Origin of the sequence: Pseudophaeobacter sp. EL27 (genome assembly GCF_900313025.1) — a bacterium.
Taxonomy (GTDB): domain Bacteria; phylum Pseudomonadota; class Alphaproteobacteria; order Rhodobacterales; family Rhodobacteraceae; genus Pseudophaeobacter.
On record NZ_OMPQ01000013.1, the window covers coordinates 174,083 to 190,897 of the forward strand.

The 16,815-nt window shown below is 59.5% G+C and carries 17 protein-coding genes; 7 read left to right on the top strand and 10 right to left on the bottom strand.

Annotation, left to right across the window (positions count from 1 at the left end; translation table 11 throughout):
• The first annotated feature begins 5 nt into the window (after positions 1 to 5).
• Genes ED661_RS15990 through ED661_RS16000 form a run of 3 tightly spaced genes read left to right on the top strand, consistent with a single transcriptional unit; the run spans position 6 to position 3,903 of the window.
• Entirely contained in the window at positions 6 to 1,217 is a 1,212-nt protein-coding gene (locus ED661_RS15990) for an acetyl-CoA C-acetyltransferase (protein ID WP_122074954.1), read from the top strand.
• Positions 1,217 to 1,702: a cupin domain-containing protein gene (locus tag ED661_RS15995; protein ID WP_122074956.1), complete on the top strand. Its 486-nt coding sequence runs from the start codon at positions 1,217 to 1,219 to the stop codon at positions 1,700 to 1,702. Before ED661_RS15990 ends, ED661_RS15995 begins: the two co-directional genes overlap by 1 nt.
• Positions 1,699 to 3,903 (top strand): 3-hydroxyacyl-CoA dehydrogenase NAD-binding domain-containing protein, encoded by a 2,205-nt coding sequence (locus ED661_RS16000; RefSeq protein WP_122074958.1) that lies wholly within the window; start codon positions 1,699 to 1,701, stop codon positions 3,901 to 3,903. The genes ED661_RS15995 and ED661_RS16000 overlap by 4 nt, the downstream gene beginning before the upstream one ends.
• Before the next feature lie 82 nt (positions 3,904 to 3,985).
• On the opposite strand, the gene ED661_RS16005 is transcribed toward ED661_RS16000, so the two are convergent.
• Positions 3,986 to 4,531 (bottom strand): MarR family winged helix-turn-helix transcriptional regulator, encoded by a 546-nt coding sequence (locus ED661_RS16005; protein WP_216822458.1) that lies wholly within the window; start codon positions 4,529 to 4,531, stop codon positions 3,986 to 3,988.
• Between ED661_RS16005 and ED661_RS16010 the strand changes: the two genes are divergently transcribed.
• Positions 4,507 to 4,938, top strand: a complete 432-nt coding sequence (locus ED661_RS16010; protein ID WP_122074960.1) for an ABA4-like family protein — start codon at positions 4,507 to 4,509, stop codon at positions 4,936 to 4,938. The two genes, ED661_RS16005 and ED661_RS16010, sit on opposite strands and share 25 nt — an antisense overlap.
• 202 nt (positions 4,939 to 5,140) lie before the next feature.
• On the opposite strand, the gene ED661_RS16015 is transcribed toward ED661_RS16010, so the two are convergent.
• The 4 genes from ED661_RS16015 to ED661_RS16030 form a co-directional block, all read right to left on the bottom strand.
• Positions 5,141 to 5,803 (bottom strand): Hint domain-containing protein, encoded by a 663-nt coding sequence (locus ED661_RS16015; RefSeq protein ID WP_122074962.1) that lies wholly within the window; start codon positions 5,801 to 5,803, stop codon positions 5,141 to 5,143.
• Positions 5,804 to 5,903: 100 nt separating this feature from the next.
• Positions 5,904 to 6,593: a sulfotransferase family 2 domain-containing protein gene (locus tag ED661_RS16020; RefSeq protein WP_122074964.1), complete on the bottom strand. Its 690-nt coding sequence runs from the start codon at positions 6,591 to 6,593 to the stop codon at positions 5,904 to 5,906.
• 73 nt (positions 6,594 to 6,666) lie between these two features.
• On the bottom strand, positions 6,667 to 7,014 hold the full coding sequence (locus ED661_RS16025; RefSeq protein WP_122074966.1) for a hypothetical protein: 348 nt from the start codon (positions 7,012 to 7,014) through the stop codon (positions 6,667 to 6,669).
• A gap of 302 nt (positions 7,015 to 7,316) precedes the next feature.
• A complete protein-coding gene (locus ED661_RS16030) occupies positions 7,317 to 7,511 on the bottom strand; it encodes a hypothetical protein (protein ID WP_254054860.1) in 195 nt (64 codons plus the stop codon).
• A gap of 133 nt (positions 7,512 to 7,644) precedes the next feature.
• On the opposite strand from ED661_RS16030, the gene ED661_RS16035 reads away from it, so the two are divergent.
• Positions 7,645 to 7,968 carry a hypothetical protein gene (locus tag ED661_RS16035; protein WP_122074968.1) on the top strand — a complete coding sequence of 108 codons (324 nt, stop codon included), beginning with the start codon at positions 7,645 to 7,647 and terminating at the stop codon, positions 7,966 to 7,968.
• A gap of 67 nt (positions 7,969 to 8,035) precedes the next feature.
• Here the strand turns inward: ED661_RS16035 and ED661_RS16040 are convergent, their stop codons facing one another.
• Positions 8,036 to 8,968 (bottom strand): DMT family transporter, encoded by a 933-nt coding sequence (locus ED661_RS16040; RefSeq protein ID WP_162930150.1) that lies wholly within the window; start codon positions 8,966 to 8,968, stop codon positions 8,036 to 8,038.
• 78 nt (positions 8,969 to 9,046) lie between these two features.
• Between ED661_RS16040 and ED661_RS16045 the strand changes: the two genes are divergently transcribed.
• Together ED661_RS16045 and ED661_RS16050 are read left to right on the top strand one after the other, a co-directional pair.
• Positions 9,047 to 10,675 (top strand): AMP-binding protein, encoded by a 1,629-nt coding sequence (locus ED661_RS16045; RefSeq protein ID WP_122074970.1) that lies wholly within the window; start codon positions 9,047 to 9,049, stop codon positions 10,673 to 10,675.
• Between the two features lie 154 nt (positions 10,676 to 10,829).
• Positions 10,830 to 11,840 (top strand): hypothetical protein, encoded by a 1,011-nt coding sequence (locus ED661_RS16050; RefSeq protein ID WP_122074972.1) that lies wholly within the window; start codon positions 10,830 to 10,832, stop codon positions 11,838 to 11,840.
• A 191-nt stretch (positions 11,841 to 12,031) separates the two neighbouring features.
• On the opposite strand, the gene ED661_RS16055 is transcribed toward ED661_RS16050, so the two are convergent.
• From ED661_RS16055 to ED661_RS16070, 4 genes are all read right to left on the bottom strand, one after another.
• Complete coding sequence (locus ED661_RS16055; protein ID WP_122074974.1) at positions 12,032 to 13,435, bottom strand: SPOR domain-containing protein; 1,404 nt, start codon at positions 13,433 to 13,435, stop codon at positions 12,032 to 12,034.
• A gap of 138 nt (positions 13,436 to 13,573) precedes the next feature.
• Complete coding sequence (upp, locus tag ED661_RS16060) at positions 13,574 to 14,206, bottom strand: uracil phosphoribosyltransferase (protein ID WP_122074976.1); 633 nt, start codon at positions 14,204 to 14,206, stop codon at positions 13,574 to 13,576.
• Between the two features lie 91 nt (positions 14,207 to 14,297).
• Positions 14,298 to 15,509, bottom strand: a complete 1,212-nt coding sequence (locus tag ED661_RS16065; protein ID WP_122074978.1) for a phosphopentomutase — start codon at positions 15,507 to 15,509, stop codon at positions 14,298 to 14,300.
• Positions 15,509 to 16,813: a thymidine phosphorylase gene (locus ED661_RS16070; RefSeq protein WP_122074980.1), complete on the bottom strand. Its 1,305-nt coding sequence runs from the start codon at positions 16,811 to 16,813 to the stop codon at positions 15,509 to 15,511. Before ED661_RS16070 ends, ED661_RS16065 begins: the two co-directional genes overlap by 1 nt.
• Positions 16,814 to 16,815: the final 2 nt, after the last annotated feature.

The window sequence follows — 16,815 nt, forward strand, 5'->3', positions numbered from 1 at the left end:
CACTCATGACCGAAGCTTATATCTATGACGCCATTCGCACCCCGCGTGGCAAGGGCCGCAAGGATGGCTCTTTGCACGAGGTCACATCTGTGCGCCTGTCAGCCTTGACACTGAACGCGTTGAAAGACCGCAACAATCTCGAAGGCCATGCCGTTGAGGATGTGATCTGGGGCAATGTCACCCAAGTGATGGAACAGGGCGGCTGCCTGGCGCGTTCTGCTGTGTTGGCCTCTGATCTGGACCAGAGCATTCCTGGCCTCGCCATCAACCGGTTCTGTGCCTCCGGTATGGAAGCGGTGAACCTGGCTGCCAACCAGGTAAAGGGCGGCGCGGGCCAGGCCTATATCGCCGGTGGTGTCGAGATGATGGGTCGCGTTGCCATGGGTTCGGACGGCGCTGCTATCGCGGTTGATCCCTCACTGGCGATGGATACCTATTTTGTGCCCCAGGGTATCTCGGCGGATATTATCGCGACTGAATATGGTTTCACCCGCGAGCAGGCCGATGCCCTGGCGGTGGAAAGTCAGCGCCGCGCCAAGGCGGCCTGGGACGACAACCGCTTTGCCAAATCGGTGATCACCGTGCGCGACCAGAACGGCATCGCCATTCTGGATCACGATGAATACATGCGCCCCGGCACCGATATGCAGTCGCTTGGTGGGCTCAATGCCTCCTTCCAGATGATGGGTGAGCAGATGCCTGGTTTCGACAAGGTGGCGATGCTGAAATACCCGCATCTGGAGCGGATCAACCACATCCACCACGCAGGCAACTCCTCGGGCATCGTAGATGGTGCCGCGGCTGTGTTGATCGGCAACAAAGAATTTGGCGAGCAATATGGGCTGAAGCCTCGTGCGCGCATCAAGGCCACCGCCAAGATCGGTACCGACCCCACCATCATGCTGACCGGTCCGGTGCCTGTGACCCAGAAGATCCTGGCCGACAACGGTATGGTGATTTCCGATCTGGATCTGTTCGAAGTCAACGAGGCCTTTGCCTCTGTTGTCATGCGCTTCCAGCAGGCTTTTGATGTGGACCCTGCTGTGATCAACCCCAATGGCGGCTCCATCGCCATGGGCCACCCGCTAGGCGCCACTGGTGCGATGATCATCGGCACCCTGCTGGATGAGCTGGAGCGTCAGGACAAAGAGATGGGTCTGGCCACGCTTTGCATTGCCTCTGGTATGGGTGCCGCCACCATCATCGAGCGCGTCTGATGCCCAAGCTGGATCTGGCACAAATCCCCTTTCAGGGGGGCTCCAGCTACCCTAGCAAACTGGCCGAGGCAACTGCGGGTCGTTTTGTGCAGCGCATTGGCGACGCCAGCGGCTTGACCCAATCGGGCATCAATATCGTACGGATTGAGCCCGGTGGGCTGTCGTCACTGCGCCACTACCACATGCAACAGGATGAATTCCTGGTGATGCTGAGCGGTGCGCTGACCCTGATCGACGACGATGGCGAACACGAGATGCTGCCCGGTGATTGCGCCAGTTTCCCAGCCGGTGAGGCCAATGGTCATCACCTGAAGAACAATACCGCGGCGCCGGCCACCTTCCTGGTGGTGGGCACCCGGACCCCGACAGAGACCGCTTACTACAGCGACATGGACATGAAGGTAGAGATGGACGCAACAGGCGCCAGCTTTACCCGCAAAGACGGCAGCCCGCTGACGGCTGACCAAATCGGAGACGAGACATGAGTGAGTTTACGCTTTCCAAGGACGCAGATGGCGTCGCAACAATCACCTGGGATGTGCCCGGCAAAACCATGAACGTGATGTCCTTTGACGGGCTCGGCCAGCTAGAGACCTGCATTGATCAGGCCCTAGCGGATGACGAGATCAAAGGCGTGGTGATCACCTCTGGCAAAGAAGGCTCTTTTGCTGGCGGCATGGACCTGAACCTGCTGGCGGTGATGAAGGAAGAGGCCGGCGACGAGCCTGCCCGGGGCCTGTTTGAAGGCACCATGAAAATGCACGCCCTGCTGCGCAAGATCGAGCTGGCCGGCATGGATCTGAAAACCAAAAAAGGCGGCAAGCCGATTGCTACTGCCCTGCCCGGCACCGCCGCTGGCATCGGTATGGAGCTGCCGCTGTCGACCCATCGGATTTTTGCAGCCGAGAACCCAAAGGCAAAATATGGCCTGCCGGAAATCATGGTTGGCATCTTCCCCGGTGCGGGCGGCACCACCCGCATGGTGCGCAAGGTTGGCGCCATTGCCGCAGCACCACTCCTGCTGGAAGGCAAGATGCTGGACGTGAAAAAGGCCAAGGGTGCCGGCTATGTTGACGAGATCGCCGCTGATCCCGTTGCCGCCGCCAAGGACTGGGTGCTGAATGCATCGGGCGCTGATCTGGTGAAACCCTGGGATGCCAAGGGCTACAAGATGCCCGGTGGCGCCCCCTATCACCCTGCCGGATTCATGAACTTTGTTGGCGCCTCTGCCATGGTGCATGGCAAGACCCAGGGCGCCTTCCCGGCGGCCAAGGCACTGCTGAGTGCCGTCTATGAGGGCGCGCTTGTGGACTTTGACACCGCGCTCAAGATCGAGGCCCGCTGGTTTACCTCCGTTCTGATGAACCCTTCGTCCGGTGCGATGATCCGCTCCTTGTTCATCAACAAGGAAGCGCTGGAAAAAGGCGCGGTGCGTCCCAAGGATATTCCCGATCAGCGCGTCCAGAAACTCGGCGTGCTGGGGGCTGGCATGATGGGCGCTGGCATCGCGCTGGTCTCGGCCCAGGCCGGTATGGAGGTGGTTCTGATCGACCGCGACCAAGAAGCCGCAGACAAGGGTAAGGCCTATACTGAGAGCTACCTCGACAAGGGGATGAAGCGCGGCAAGGTCACGGCTGAAAAGAAAGAGGCGATGCTGTCCCGCATCACCGCCACGCCTGATTTGGATGCGCTGAAAGGCTGCGATCTGATCATCGAGGCGGTATTCGAGGATCCGGCAGTCAAAGCCGAGATGACCAAGAAGGTTGAAGCGGTGATCCCCGAAGATTGCATCTTTGCCTCCAACACCTCGACCCTGCCGATCACCGGTCTGGCCGAGGCCTCCTCACGTCCCGAACAGTTCATCGGCATCCACTTCTTCTCGCCGGTTGAGAAGATGTTCCTGGTGGAAATCATCAAGGGCAAGGAAACTGGCCCCCGTGCCGTGGCCAAGGCCCTGGACTATGTGCGCCAGATCAAGAAGACGCCCATCGTCGTCAATGACGCGCGCTTCTTCTATGCCAACCGCTGCATCATTCCTTACGTGAATGAGGGCGCACGGATGATCACCGAAGGTGTCTCGCCCGTGCTGATCGACAATGCGGCGCGTCAGCTTGGTTTCCCTGTTGGCCCCATTCAGCTGACGGATGAGACCTCGATTGATCTCGGCGCCAAGATCGCCCGCGCCACCAAGGCCGCCATGGGCAATGAATACCCCGAGAGCCCAGCGGATGACATGATCTTCTGGATGGAAGATCTGGGTCGTCTGGGTCGCAAATCCAACGCCGGCTTCTTTGACTATGACGAAAAGGGCAAGCGCACGGGTTACTGGAAAGGCATGCAGGACAAATACCCGCTGCTGGAGGATCAGCCTGACCTTATCGAGGTGCAGGAACGTCTGATGTTTGCTCAGGTGCTTGAGGCCGTTCGGGCGCTGGAAGAAGGCGTGCTGGAAGACATCCGCGAAGGCGATGTGGGCGCGGTTCTGGCCTGGGGCTTTGCCCCATGGTCCGGCGGCCCGCTCAGCTGGCTCGACATCATCGGCACGCCCTACGCGGCCGAGCGTTGTGATCAGCTGACCGCAGCCTACGGCGAACGTTTTGCCTGCCCGGATCTGCTGCGCGAGATGGCTGCCAAGGGCCAGACCTTCTACGGTCGCTTCAACCCGGACGAAGCCTCAGCGGCGTAAGGCCTGCAACCGGTCTGGCAAAATTAAGTCCGCCTCCCAAGTATTTGGGAGGTGGTTTTTTTATGAGGGCACTCGGCACCTGTCAGGCAAGTGTGTCTCCACTTAAGGCAGTGAAACGGCGAAGCATTGCGGCGAATTGATCGACCTCTTGCTCTCCCCAACGGTCATTGAACAGGTAGCCTGCTCTCTTGGAGAAGGTCGCGAGTGCTTGTGAGAGCTTCTCTCGCCCGGCATCGGTCGCCACAACGAAAATCAATCTGGCATCCCGCTCGTCGACCTCTCGACCAATCAGGCCAATCTTCTCCATCGGCACAGCCATACGGGTAATCGTAGAAGCGCTGACATACATCCGCTTTGCAAGGTCAACACGGGACAAACGGTTCGCGGGCGCGCGCTCCAGATGAAGCATCAACAAAAACTCGTTCACGGAAATACCGTGAACGGATGAAAGCTCACCTGAGAGACCCGCTCGAAAGCCATCAGCGACTTGAAGCAGGCGGAGAACATTAGGGGTATATTGATCTGTCATGTCGGTTTTATATTGCAATATAATTGCATGTGCAAGTATATCGAACTCCAAAACTTGATAGACAGGACCAAAGCATGATTCTTGAAACTTCTTTTTCAATCGCAGGTATCGTTGCTATGGTAGGTTGGGTGCTACTGTTGGTTTCACCACTCATGCCAAAATGGTCTGACCTGATTGCTGGCGTGATGCTTCCAAGCCTTCTTTCACTGGGATATGTCATACTTCTCGTCTTTCCCGCAGCCGAGAGTGGCGGCGGTTTTGGGACGCTTGCAGAGGTGATGGAACTCTTCTCCTATGAGCAGGCTGCACTCGCCGCCTGGGTTCACTTTCTGGCCTTTGATTTGGTCATTGGCGCATGGGCTTGCCGCAAGGCGCGCTCGGACGGCATGGCTTTCTGGTTTGTCGCACCCTGCTTGCCAGTGATCTTTCTGTTTGGGCCAGCTGGGTTCCTGCTATTCCTAGCAATCCGTGCAACCCGCAGTTTCATGGTAAAGGCACAGGCATAAGTACAGGCAAACGAACAAAACGCTCTTTCATGCATTTACCCCCTTCGGCGTTCAGAACAGGCTGTTAGGTTTCGTTCGACATGCTGACGTTCAACTGCTGCAAACAGTTGAAACCTGAAAAGGAAAAGCTGCCCAAAGCGAGCAGGCTTTGGGCAGCTTTGCAACAGGCCATCGATTCCGCTCTAGATCACAAGACCAAAGCCTACATCTGAAAGGCGCCTGAAGGCATCATTGGCAGAGCGCTGCCCATCATCATGGTCTCAGAGGTGGTCATTGCCTCGATCAACTCGCAGGCCTCCTCGATGGGCAGGACCTTGTAGATATCTTCTTGCAAATCCACCCCAATGGTCAGCAGATCACGCGGCGCCGGGCAATAGCCCAGCAGGCCCGCCTCAAGATAGATGACTTCGTCCTGCTCAAAGCGCGGGGTGATCAGTTGCAGCTCATTGTCCGGATGCAGGCGGCAGATGCCCCGGTAGCCATCCAGCGTCGAGGCAGGCACCACGGCAAAGGGATCGCCCTGGTGGTCCTCGATAAGATCGCTCTCCATCAGCACCCCCTGATCCGGCATCAGCCACATGGGCACCCGGTTGTTCAACGCGTCGCGGGGGATATGCATGGGGCAGCGCGTTGGGTCGATCTCACCGGCCTCAAGATGCACGGTTTCGCGTACCATCTCGACAACGGTCTGCATGCCATGATCAAAGGTCAGCACCTTGTCCCCGGCACAGAGCGCCTCGACCGGGCGCCAGCCCATATTGGAGGCCACATGGGTGCCGGACAAAAAGCCGCCCTGCCCGACCGATACCGGCGGAACCGACAGGTCTGCACCAAAGCTCAGGCGTTTTTGAAACCAATCCAGCATTTCGATCTCTCCTCTGCGGCGGCACCTGCATCCCAATGGGCTGTGGCGCTGCTATCCTTGTCTGGGCTCAGGCAGGTTGGAGAGAATCTTTGCGGTGATCTCACCCGGCTGCGCGGCCCCTTTGATCCAAGGCTAGGTCGAAATCGTTAAAAGAATATTCAAATCGCGTTATTTCTTCGTGGCAGGCCCGGGCAAGTGCCGCCTGCGTCTCGGCGTCATAGTACCCACGCCAGTCCCGCTGCCGGTTTGAGACATTCTCGCGCGACAAATCCAGCTCAAATCCGAGGTGGTCAAACAGCGGCGCAGCATCGGTAGAGAAATGCTCCAGCCGGATATAGAGCTGGCATTGCTCTGCCCCATCGGCATGACGCATATAGCTGGACTCGCTGTTGGTCTCAAAGCTGCCTAGGGTGTCTGGGTGCAGAATAAAATCACGAAACTCCAGCGACTTGGACAGATGCACCGCTGGGTGATCAAAGCCCTGCTGCCGCAGCCAGTGATAATAGCTCACCGCCCGGTCCCAGGGGTTGCGCACCAGAGTAAAGGTGAACAGCGCGCGCAGTTCATCCTCGGGGATCAGCCCAGAGAGGTCCGCCAGAGTGGAGTGTTTCCACAAGCGGCCTGCGGTTTTTATGCCCTGTAAACGGCGGCGGCGGTTCTTGGCCTTTGGGGTGTCCCCCAGCATCATATCGTCACGCTTGGCCCGCGCCTCCAGCGCCAGCGCCAGCGCGGTGCCGCCGGTTTTGGGGATATGTATGAACAGATATTTACGGCCGCGCGACAGGATCATGGCCCAAGGCTACGCCATCAGAAGGCAGAAGAAAACGCCTACAAAAGAGCGATAGGATGGATAGACCAGACAGTTATCCGCGCGTCGAGGCGTCCTTGTCTTCGTCAGGTCCGACGTTGAGAAGAACCCAAAAACCAAAGACCAAGGCTCCCGAAGCCGCTATAGAAAGAAGGGAATAGTTCCCCAAAAGGACCAAGACTGCTTCGGGGACATCATAGTGGCCGTCGGCGACAGATTGAATAGTGGCCCATAAGCGCATCATCACGAAGATCAAAAAAACGGTAGCGCAGACGACAGCGGGCTTTGCATAGTCCGAGTTCCATTTACTAAAAGGAAGCGAAAACAAAAAGGCAGCGAACGCGAAGATCACCACATTAACCGTCGTCGTTCCTAAAAACTCTGCCCAATTGAAGTATACCATTAGAAACTCTTCCCTTTCGAAAATAGGAGGACAAATTCTCCCTTGGCTCGGGCCATTGAAGACTCACCACTTGTAGAAGAAATGGGTCGACAACCGCAACCCAGGGACTTTTTCAAGTGATGGAAACTGCAAGGAGTATGCCAAGGCCCGAACACTGAAAAAATTTGAGTTAAACTCAGAAGTCCTAGATTTCTGGGGCCCTCAACAAAATTTCGAAAGTAAAATCCGACTTTTCAGTATGATGACCCATGGGAAAATTGGGCTGAAATCGAACATTAGCCGCACTTCTATAGCACTCGCTGTCATGCCCCTTTGGAAGAGCGCAACGCCAAGGTGGACCCTGCCAGAACGATCAGGTCAATGCCCAGCATCTGCGCCAGATTCAACTCCTGCCCATAGACCATCCAAGCAATGGCAGGGCCAACCAGAAGCACCGAATATTCAAACACCGCCACAAAGATTGCCGCGCCCCGTGGGGGCGGTTCGGGCGCTGCCAAAGCGGCGCTTTGGCAAATCGCGCAACACTTGATTATTGAGATCAATGAGGGTTTGCTAAGCGAACGAAACCACCCTGCCCGGCTCCATGAAATTACTATGCTATATTCCTAGAATTCTTGTTGAGAACTTATCATGACAGAAATCTCTTTTACCGTTTTCAGTCTTGGCGCTGCACTTACAGACACTCTTGAAGCTTGGGTTTTGGCCTTAATGGGCCTTGTCCTGGGAATTGATTTGGTTCTCGGCATTCGTCGCAAAGCTTTTTTGCACTTGGGTTTTATTCAGGCTTTCGGGTTAACTGGTAGCTATCTTTGGGCCTCATGGATGGCGCAGCAGCAAGATATTTCTGGCCCCTATGCGTGGTCGCTTGTAGTCGGTTTATGGTTCATCTTGGCCGCTGTTTTTCATCTCGGTTTGGTCGCCATCAGGTTGACTGCAATGCGTCAAAGACCTTAGTCGACGAACTACTTGAGATCCAAGCGCCCCACCGCTGCGCCCCAAGCGGCCCGTCCGACGCAGTATCTCACGCCCCTTTGGAAGAGCGCAACGCCAAGGTGGACCCTGCCAGTACGATCAGGCCAATGCCCAGCATCTGCGCCAGATTCAGCACCTGCCCATAGACCATCCAGGCAATGGCAGGCCCCACCAGCAGCACTGAGTATTCAAACACCGCCACAAAGGAGGCCTCGCCCAGCTGATAGGCCTTGGTGATCAAGAACACTCCGCCCACCGCGGCAAAGCCCTGCAAAAGGATCAAATGCGACATCTCCCATAGCGGCCAAACCCAGCCGCGGGTGACAAATCCATCCGCGCCCTGCCCCACCGGCAGCGGCCAGATCTCAACACCGACCAGCAGCAGGCCTCCGATCAATCCCTGCGCCAGAAGATAGATGAACAGCATCGAAACCGTGCTTTCTTCCTTGCACATGGTGCCCGTCACGATAGAGCCCAGTGCGTAAAAGAACCCACCCGCAACCGGCAGCAGGATCATCCAGTCAAAGGCCGTGACATCCGGCTGCAGTACAAAAAGCACCCCGACAAAGCCACCAATCACCGCCGCGATCCGCACCATGCCGATGCGCATTTTCATGAACAATACCGAGACCACAACGATGATAATCGGCGAGGTAAACAGCCCCGCCAGCGCCTGAGCAATGGGCATCAGCGCCACTGCCGAGAAGTAGAAGACCATCGAGGTCGCCACCAGCAGGGCTCGCAGCGTGACTGCGCCAAAGCGACGCGGCATCATGCTGCCAAAGCCCATTTTTGACATCACCCAGAGGATCGGCAGCGCCACCAGGGTGCGCAACAGATAGAACTGCCCCAGCCCGATTGTCTCGGCCATCAAGGGCACTGCGTTGTCGGTGACACCAATGATAGCCATGGCCGCCAGCATCGCCTGTGCTGCCGAAGTTTGATTGCCCGCGTGGGACTGGAGGGATGCGACTTGTTTCATAGCTCTTTCATTGCCCGCAACTTTCATCATTATCTGTCCTCAAACCGACATACCGACAGAATCATGGGAGGAAAGCTGATGGGATGGATGGCTGATGAAACAGGCCTGGAGAAGACCGCAGCAAACTATGTGCCGCTGACACCGTTGTCGCACCTGCGCCGGGCGGCACATGTCTTTGGTGATATTCCGGCTGTGATCTATGGAAATCACCGCAAAACCTACGCCGCCTATTATGACCGCTGTACCCGGCTGGCCTCGGCGCTGGCGGGCATGGGGGTAAAACCCGGCGATGTGGTGGCCACCCTCATTCCCAATCTGCCGGCCCAGGCTGAGGCCCATTTTGGCGTGCCTGCCTGTGGCGCGGTGCTCAATACCATCAACACCCGGCTCGATACCGACACGGTCGCCTATATCTTTGACCATGGCGGCGCCAAGGTGGTGATGGTGGATACCGAGTTCCTGCCGCTGGCCGAAGCCGCCGTCGCACAGATCCAAGGCAAGGCCCCGCTGCTGATCGAGGTGCCGGATCCCCAGGCCGGGTTCGAGGCCACCGGCCGTCATCCGACCTATGAGGATGTTCTGGGCAATGCCGAACATGATTTTGAATGGATCATGCCGCAGGACGAATGGGAAAGCCTGGCGCTGAACTATACCTCCGGCACCACTGGTCGCCCCAAGGGTGTGGTCTATCACCATCGCGGTGCTTACCTGATGACCATGGGCACGGTGATCTCCTGGCGCATGGTGATGAACCCGGTCTATCTGGCCATCGTGCCGCTGTTTCACTGCAATGGCTGGAACCACACCTGGATGATGCCGGTGCTGGGCGGCACGCTGGTCTGCTGCCGCAATGTGACGCCAAAGGCGATTTATGACGCCATTGGCGATCATGGCGTCACCCATTTTGGCGGCGCTCCCATCGTGCTGAACCTGCTGGTCAACGCCAAGGAGGAAGAGCGCCGCGCCTTTGACCACACGGTTGAGGTCTTTACCGCCGGCGCGCCCCCTGCCCCGGCCACCTTGCAAAAGATCGAAACACTGGGCTTCCACGTCACCCAGGTCTATGGCCTGACCGAAACCTATGGCCATGTCACCGAATGTCTGTGGAAAGGCGACAAATGGGATGATCTGGACCATCAGGGCCGTGCCGCTATCAAGGCACGTCAGGGCGTTGCCTTCCCGATGATGGACCATATCACCGTGCTCGACGATGAGATGAAGCAGATCCCCAAGAACGGCGCGGATCAGGGCGAGATCGTGATGCGCGGCAACTCGGTGATGAAGGGCTATCTGAAGAACCCCGAAGCCACCGCCGAGGCCTTTGAGGGCGGCTACTTCCACTCCGGCGATATCGCGGTGCAGCACCCTGATGGCTATATCCAGATTGCCGACCGCGCCAAGGACATCATCATTTCGGGGGGCGAGAATATCTCCTCGGTTGAGGTCGAAGGTGTGTTGATGGGACACCCGGCGGTGAATCTGGCAGCAGTGGTGGCTAAGCCCGACGACAAATGGGGCGAAGTGCCCTGCGCCTTTGTCGAGTTGAAAGAGGGCGAAGAGGTTGACGAGGCTGGGCTGATCGCCTTTGCCCGCAAAACCATCGCGGGCTTCAAGGCGCCCAAACGGGTGGTTTTCCAGGAACTTCCCAAGACCTCTACTGGGAAAATCCAGAAGTTCGAGCTGCGCGAGATCGCCAAAACTCTGTAAAGCCCATTTTGACTGCTCATCTGGCGGGTCTCAGACCAGATGATGGGCAAAAATCACAGCCTGGGGCGGCATTTGGCAGTCAAAGCCATTTGCCGCCCGGGCCAGCCCCATGCTAGGCTTGCTGCAAGGAAAACAGGCAGGACAGGCAGGCAGAATGACCGTTTTGAGGGAATTCGAACGACTTGAGGCCGCGGGCCTTTGGCGCGCGAGCCCGGACGCCCAGCGTCGCGACGTGATCATCTCGGTTGGCGATGCCACTCTCACCATCACAGATTTGCAGGACAGGGTGTTGGCGCATTGGTCTCTGGCCGCAGTGGAACGGGCCAATCCCGGCGTCTTTCCGGCGCTGTTTCATCCCGATGGCGACCCCGGTGAACAGCTGGAAATTCCCCAGGATGAGGAAACCATGCTGGAGGCCATTGAGAAGGTGCGCCACGCCATCGAGCGCGCCCGCCCGCATCCGGGACGCCTACGGGTGGTGAGCATCCTTGGCAGCCTGTCTTTGGTGGCCCTGCTGGTGCTGTTCGGGCTGCCTGGACTGATGCAGAGCCACGCGGTCAAAGTGGTCCCCGAGATCAAGAGCAAGGCCATCGGGCAGGCTCTGCTAGGCCGGATCGAACGGGTCTCGGGACAGGCCTGCGCCACCCCCGAGGCCACTCCGATCCTCGCCAAACTGGCGCAGCGCAGCGATGTACGGCACCTGGTCATCATGCGCTCTGGCGTTGCTGGTAGCCTGCATCTGCCGGGTGGCATCGTGCTGCTGAACCGCAGCCTGGTTGAGGACTATGAAGATCCGGCGGTTGCTGCCGGGGCAATCCTGGCCGAGCGCGCCCGTGCGGAGCTGCGCGACCCGCTGGCTGAACTGTTGGAGGCCGGGGGGGTCCTCGCCTCCTTCCGACTGCTCACCACGGGTGAGCTGACCCGTGAAACCCTGGATCGTTACTCGGAAACCGTATTGGCAGCGCCCCGCCCCGCGCTGCCGGATGATCTGTTGTTGGCGGAGTTCGCCCGCGCCGCCATCCCGTCCACCCCCTATGCCTATGCGCTGGATGTGACCGGAGAGACCACTATTGGCCTGATCGAAGCCGATCCAATGGCGGGTCGGGCGCTGGAGCCGGTATTGAATGATCGTGACTGGGTGCAACTGCAAAACATCTGCGGGTAACGCCCGCCGCCAGAATACTGCGAGACGCACTTGGTCTAAAGCAGGGTTTACTGGGCAGTTTCTAACTGGTTGAATTCACTGACAACAGCCCGCATGCACCATAGCGCCCAGACCATCACTCTTGGGTCGGGCTCTGAGGCGCCGCATCAACCTGCCCAAAGAGGTGGCCGGGCCTGTTTTCCGGAAAACGCTTAGCGGCTGATACGAGCGCCGCGATAGCCTGCGGCCTGCACTTTTCCAAGCGCCTGTGCCGCTGCATCCTGCGTGCCAAAAGGCCCGGCCAGAACCACCTTATAGGGCTTGCCATTGCGCGAGACAGAGCCGAGACGCACCGGCACACCGGTTGCGGCCAGGCCGCGCGCAGCCTGCTGCGCCTCTGCCTGATCTGCAAAAGTTGCGGCGCGGATATACCGCGACTGCGTTGGGGCTGCTGTGGTTTCCAAAGTTGCCCCGGGCGCAGATCGGCTCGACAGGCGCAGCGCCAGCCCGTTGGCCTGAGCGGTCCCCTGGAATTGGTCCTGGCGGGTGTTTCTGGCGGTCACGATCTGACGATCCAAGGGCAGGTCACGCAGGCGGCGCGGCGTGCCATTGCTCCAAATTTCTGCCATCTGCGCATCACCCCGTTCGGTGCGCACTCCCCGCATTGGGTTCATCCGGTCGTCACCCCGCTCAACCAGAACATAGCCTGCGGGCACCTCGGTCTGGCTGGTCAGGATCGCCGAACGCAGATCCCGCTCGGCCCGGCGCGGGTTCAGACGATCATCCGTCCAAACGGGTTTATACCCTGCCGGGGTGGCGAGATCCTGGCTGTGGCGCTGTTGTTGGTAGACATGCACCGGCAGCACCCGCGTATTGGGGGTCAGCCGCAGCGAAGATTGCCGACCAGTGCCGCTGCCATAGCTCACAGGTGATTTGGTCTGAGGACCACAACGCACACCGCTATGATTGCTATATTGTTGACTGATGGCTGAGGCCCCGGAGCAACCGCCCTGAGCCGCCCCGGTTGGCGCGTTGGTTGCGGCGCGGAGCTGTGGAGCCGGCGCCGCCGGAACGGGCTGAATGCGCACAGGCGCCGCAGCGGTCCTGGGCGCTGGTTTAGGCGCTGGGGTCACCCGTGCTGTGGTGGTTTGTGGCGTCCGCCGCACCCGCGTCGTGGTCACCACGGTTGGAGAGGCTGCCGCTGCTGCCGCCCTACGTGGGGACTCCGGGGTTGCTGTGCTGGCAGCAGGGCGGGCGCGTGCCGCAGGGGCTGCGGCTGCTGGCGCCGCGGCACTTCCATTGAGGGTGATCTGCTCAGGTGGCGCGCTTTGTGTGGGGCGAGCGGTGGTGCCAGCAACCGCCGTAGGTTTGTAGCCACAGAGCTGTTTGCGGTTGCGTGCAACCCGCGGCACCCAGTTCACATTGCCATCAATACCGGCCCGGATATAGACGCAGCCACGGCTATCGACGAACTGTTTACCCTTGTACGAGGCTGGCGGAAACTGAGCTGGGGGGCTGACCGACCGCAGGCTTTGCGCCTGAAGTGCCGAGGTTTGAACCGAAACAGCGGCAGAACTCGCTATGATGGCAAGCGCGACAATTCTTGTTAGTTTCATACCTAGGCCCCACAATATATGGGGGTAGGATGCCTCAATTTGACAACTGAGTAAAGCCGCCTGTGGCAACAATATGGCGGCAATCAGGCAAATAGTTGCGCGATTGCCGCCTTTAGGTAACCAGCCGGAAAGGCAGCTCTATTTAGTGCCGAACATCCGGTCGCCAGCATCGCCAAGACCCGGCATGATGTAGCCTTTTTCGTTCAGTTCGCGATCCAGAGACGCGGTCACGATCTGCACATCCGGGTGGGCTTCCTTCATGCGGGCAACCCCTTCGGGGGCGGCCAGCAGGCAGAGGAAGCGGATATTGGTCGCGCCCGCCTCTTTCAGCAGATCAATCGCCGCCGCCGAGGAGTTGCCAGTGGCCAGCATTGGGTCCACCGCAATGACCATACGATCCGCCAGCTCTTTCGGAGCTTTGAAGTAATACTGCACGGGCTGCAGGGTTTCCTCATCCCGGTAGAGGCCAACAAAGCCAACACGGGCGGAAGGCACCAGATCCAGCACCCCATCCAACATGCCGTTGCCCGCGCGCAGGATCGAGACTAGTGCCAGTTTCTTGCCGGCCAGAATGGGCGAGTCCATGGTTTCCATCGGTGTCTCGATGGTCTTTTGCGTCACCGGCAGCTCGCGGGTGATCTCATAGGCCAGCAGCTGAGTAATCTCATGCAGCAGTCGGCGGAACTCGGAGGTCGAGGTGCCCTTGTCGCGCATCAGCGTGAGCTTGTGCTGTACCAGTGGGTGATCAACAACGGTCAGATGTTCGCTCATTTGGGCTCTCTCCTACTATGAATTCCAACATGCTTGGCGGCGGGTTTATGCCTGCTGCCCCTGTCAGGGCAAGCGGGATTTGATCTTTCGGTCAAAGAAAACTGCGACCAGGCCCCTGCGCCGCAACATTCAGATGCGCCGCAACCGAGGCCGCAACATCGACAAAGGCGCGCTGGCCGATACAGCCCGTGCCACAGCCCGCGACCAGAACCGGCACCTGTTCGCGGGTATGATCGGTGCCCGGCCAGCTGGGATCATTGCCGTGATCCGCTGTCAGCACCAACATATCGCCGGGGCGCAGGCGCGGCAGCAGTTTGCCAAGTTCCGCATCAAACCACTCCAGTGCCCGAGCATAGCCTGCGATGTCGCGGCGATGGCCATAAAGGCTGTCGAACTCGACAAAATTGGCAAATGTCAGACTGCCCTCTTCAGCAGTCTCAATCGCCTGCGCCAGATGCTGCATCAGCTGCGCATCGGTGCCCTTTTGCAGGCTATCAATACCGGACATGGTGAAGATATCGCCAATCTTACCAATGGCATGCACGCCTTGCCCCGCGTCCTGCACCCAATTGGTCAGCACGGATGCCGGGGGTTCGATGGCAAAATCGCGCCGGTTTGTGGTGCGGGTAAAGCCCTCTTCAGGTGAGCCAGTAAAGGGGCGCGCGATCACCCGTCCGACCTTCAACTCATGCAGGCGGGGCGCCACCGCACGACAGAGGTCCAGCAAGCGCTCCAGGCCAAAGCTCTCTTCATGGGCGGCGATCTGGAATACGCTATCCGCTGAAGTATAGCAGATTGGCTCTCCGCTCTGCATATGGGCGGCGCCATGTTCGGCAATGATCTGCGTGCCCGAGGCATGACAATTGCCCAAAATCCCCGGCGTGCCCGCCGCAGCGGCTACAAAATCGCTCAGATCCGTCGGAAAGGCCGGATCGGTATCGGGGAAATAGCACCAATCCCAGGGCACCGGCAGCCCCGCCAGCTCCCAGTGGCCCGATGGCGTATCCTTGCCCTGGCTGACCTCGGCTGCGCAGCCCCAGAGCCCGGTTGGTTCGGCGTCAAACCCCGGCAGCGGCACGGTGGAGGCCAGCCGCGTCGCCGCCCCCAGCCCCAAAGCCTCAAGATTGGGCAGGTGAAGTGGCCCTGAGCGCCCCTCTTCTGCCCGCCCTGCGGCGCAGTCCTGGGCGATATGGGCCAGGGTATTGGCGCCCAGATCCGGCAGATCGCCGTTGTAAAACCCGGAAGCATCCGGCGCGCCGCCAATGCCGACAGAATCCATCACCACCAGAAAGGCGCGCGCCATCAGCCAATCCTCTCATGGATCAAGGGCAGCTCCGCTGGCGCGGTATCTGCAAGGGTCAGGGCCTCCAGCAAAGCCGCCTCCGTTTCCAGCGCGGCGCTTTCGCGGGCCGCGTGAACGCAGGCCAGCGTCTCCCCTGCCTCGACCCACTGGCCCAGACGGACCAGATCCGACAGGCCCACGGCGGGATCAACCTGATCGCCTTCGACCATGCGCCCGCCCCCCAGATGCACCACTGCAAGGCCCAGCGCCTCGCCTTCCATGGCAGTGACATAGCCCGCGCGCGGCGCCGTGACCTCGTGGATCACCGGTGCCACAGGCAGATAGCGGGTCCAGTGGCTGGCAAAATCGGCAGGCCCGCCTTGGGCGGCAACCATGCGGCCAAAGCGGCTGGCGACCCGCCCGCTGAGCAGCGCCTCACGGATCAGGCGACTGCCCTCGCCCTCATCCTTGGCCAGCCCGGCCTGAGCCAGCAATACGCCTGACAAAGCGGCGGTAATCTCGATCAGCGGACAGATCTCACCGGCGGTCAGCGCCTGCATTACCTCAGCCACCTCCAGCCCATTGCCCAGCGCGCTGGCGATGGGCTGGTTCATATCGGTGATCAGCGCCGTGGTCTTGCACCCGGCCGCATTGGCGGTCTCCACCAAAGAGCGGGCTAAGGCGCGGGCCTCTTCAAGGGTTTTCATGAAAGCCCCGGAGCCAATTTTGACGTCCATCACCAGCGCCTCTGGGCTGGCGGCGAGCTTTTTCGACAGAATAGATGCGGTGATCAGATCCAGGCTCTCGACCGTCGCGGTGACGTCACGAATGGCATAGAGCCGCTTGTCCGCTGGGGCGATACGGCCCGTGGCGCCAACAATGGCACAGCCAACCTCGGCAGTGATCTTATGCAGACGCTGCTCTGAAATCTGAGTGGAAACGCCAGGAATGGCCTCCATCTTGTCCAGGGTGCCGCCGGTATGGCCCAGCCCGCGGCCAGAGATCATCGGCACATAGACGCCGCATTCCGCCAGCGCCGGTGCCAGCAGCAGCGAGACACAATCGCCAACGCCTCCAGTGGAGTGTTTGTCCATCACCGGTCCCGGCAGGTCCCAGTGCAACACATCACCGCTGTCGCGCATCGCCAGGGTCAGCGCGCGCCGTCCGGTCTGGTCCAGCCCCTGCAGGCAGACCGCCATGGCAAAGGCTCCCGCCTGGGCATCGCTGACCTCGCCGCTGGCGATCCCTTGGGCAAACCAGCTCAGCTCTGTCTCGCCGGGTTGTTCTCCACGGCGCAGGGTGGCAATGATTGCGCGTGCATCCATGA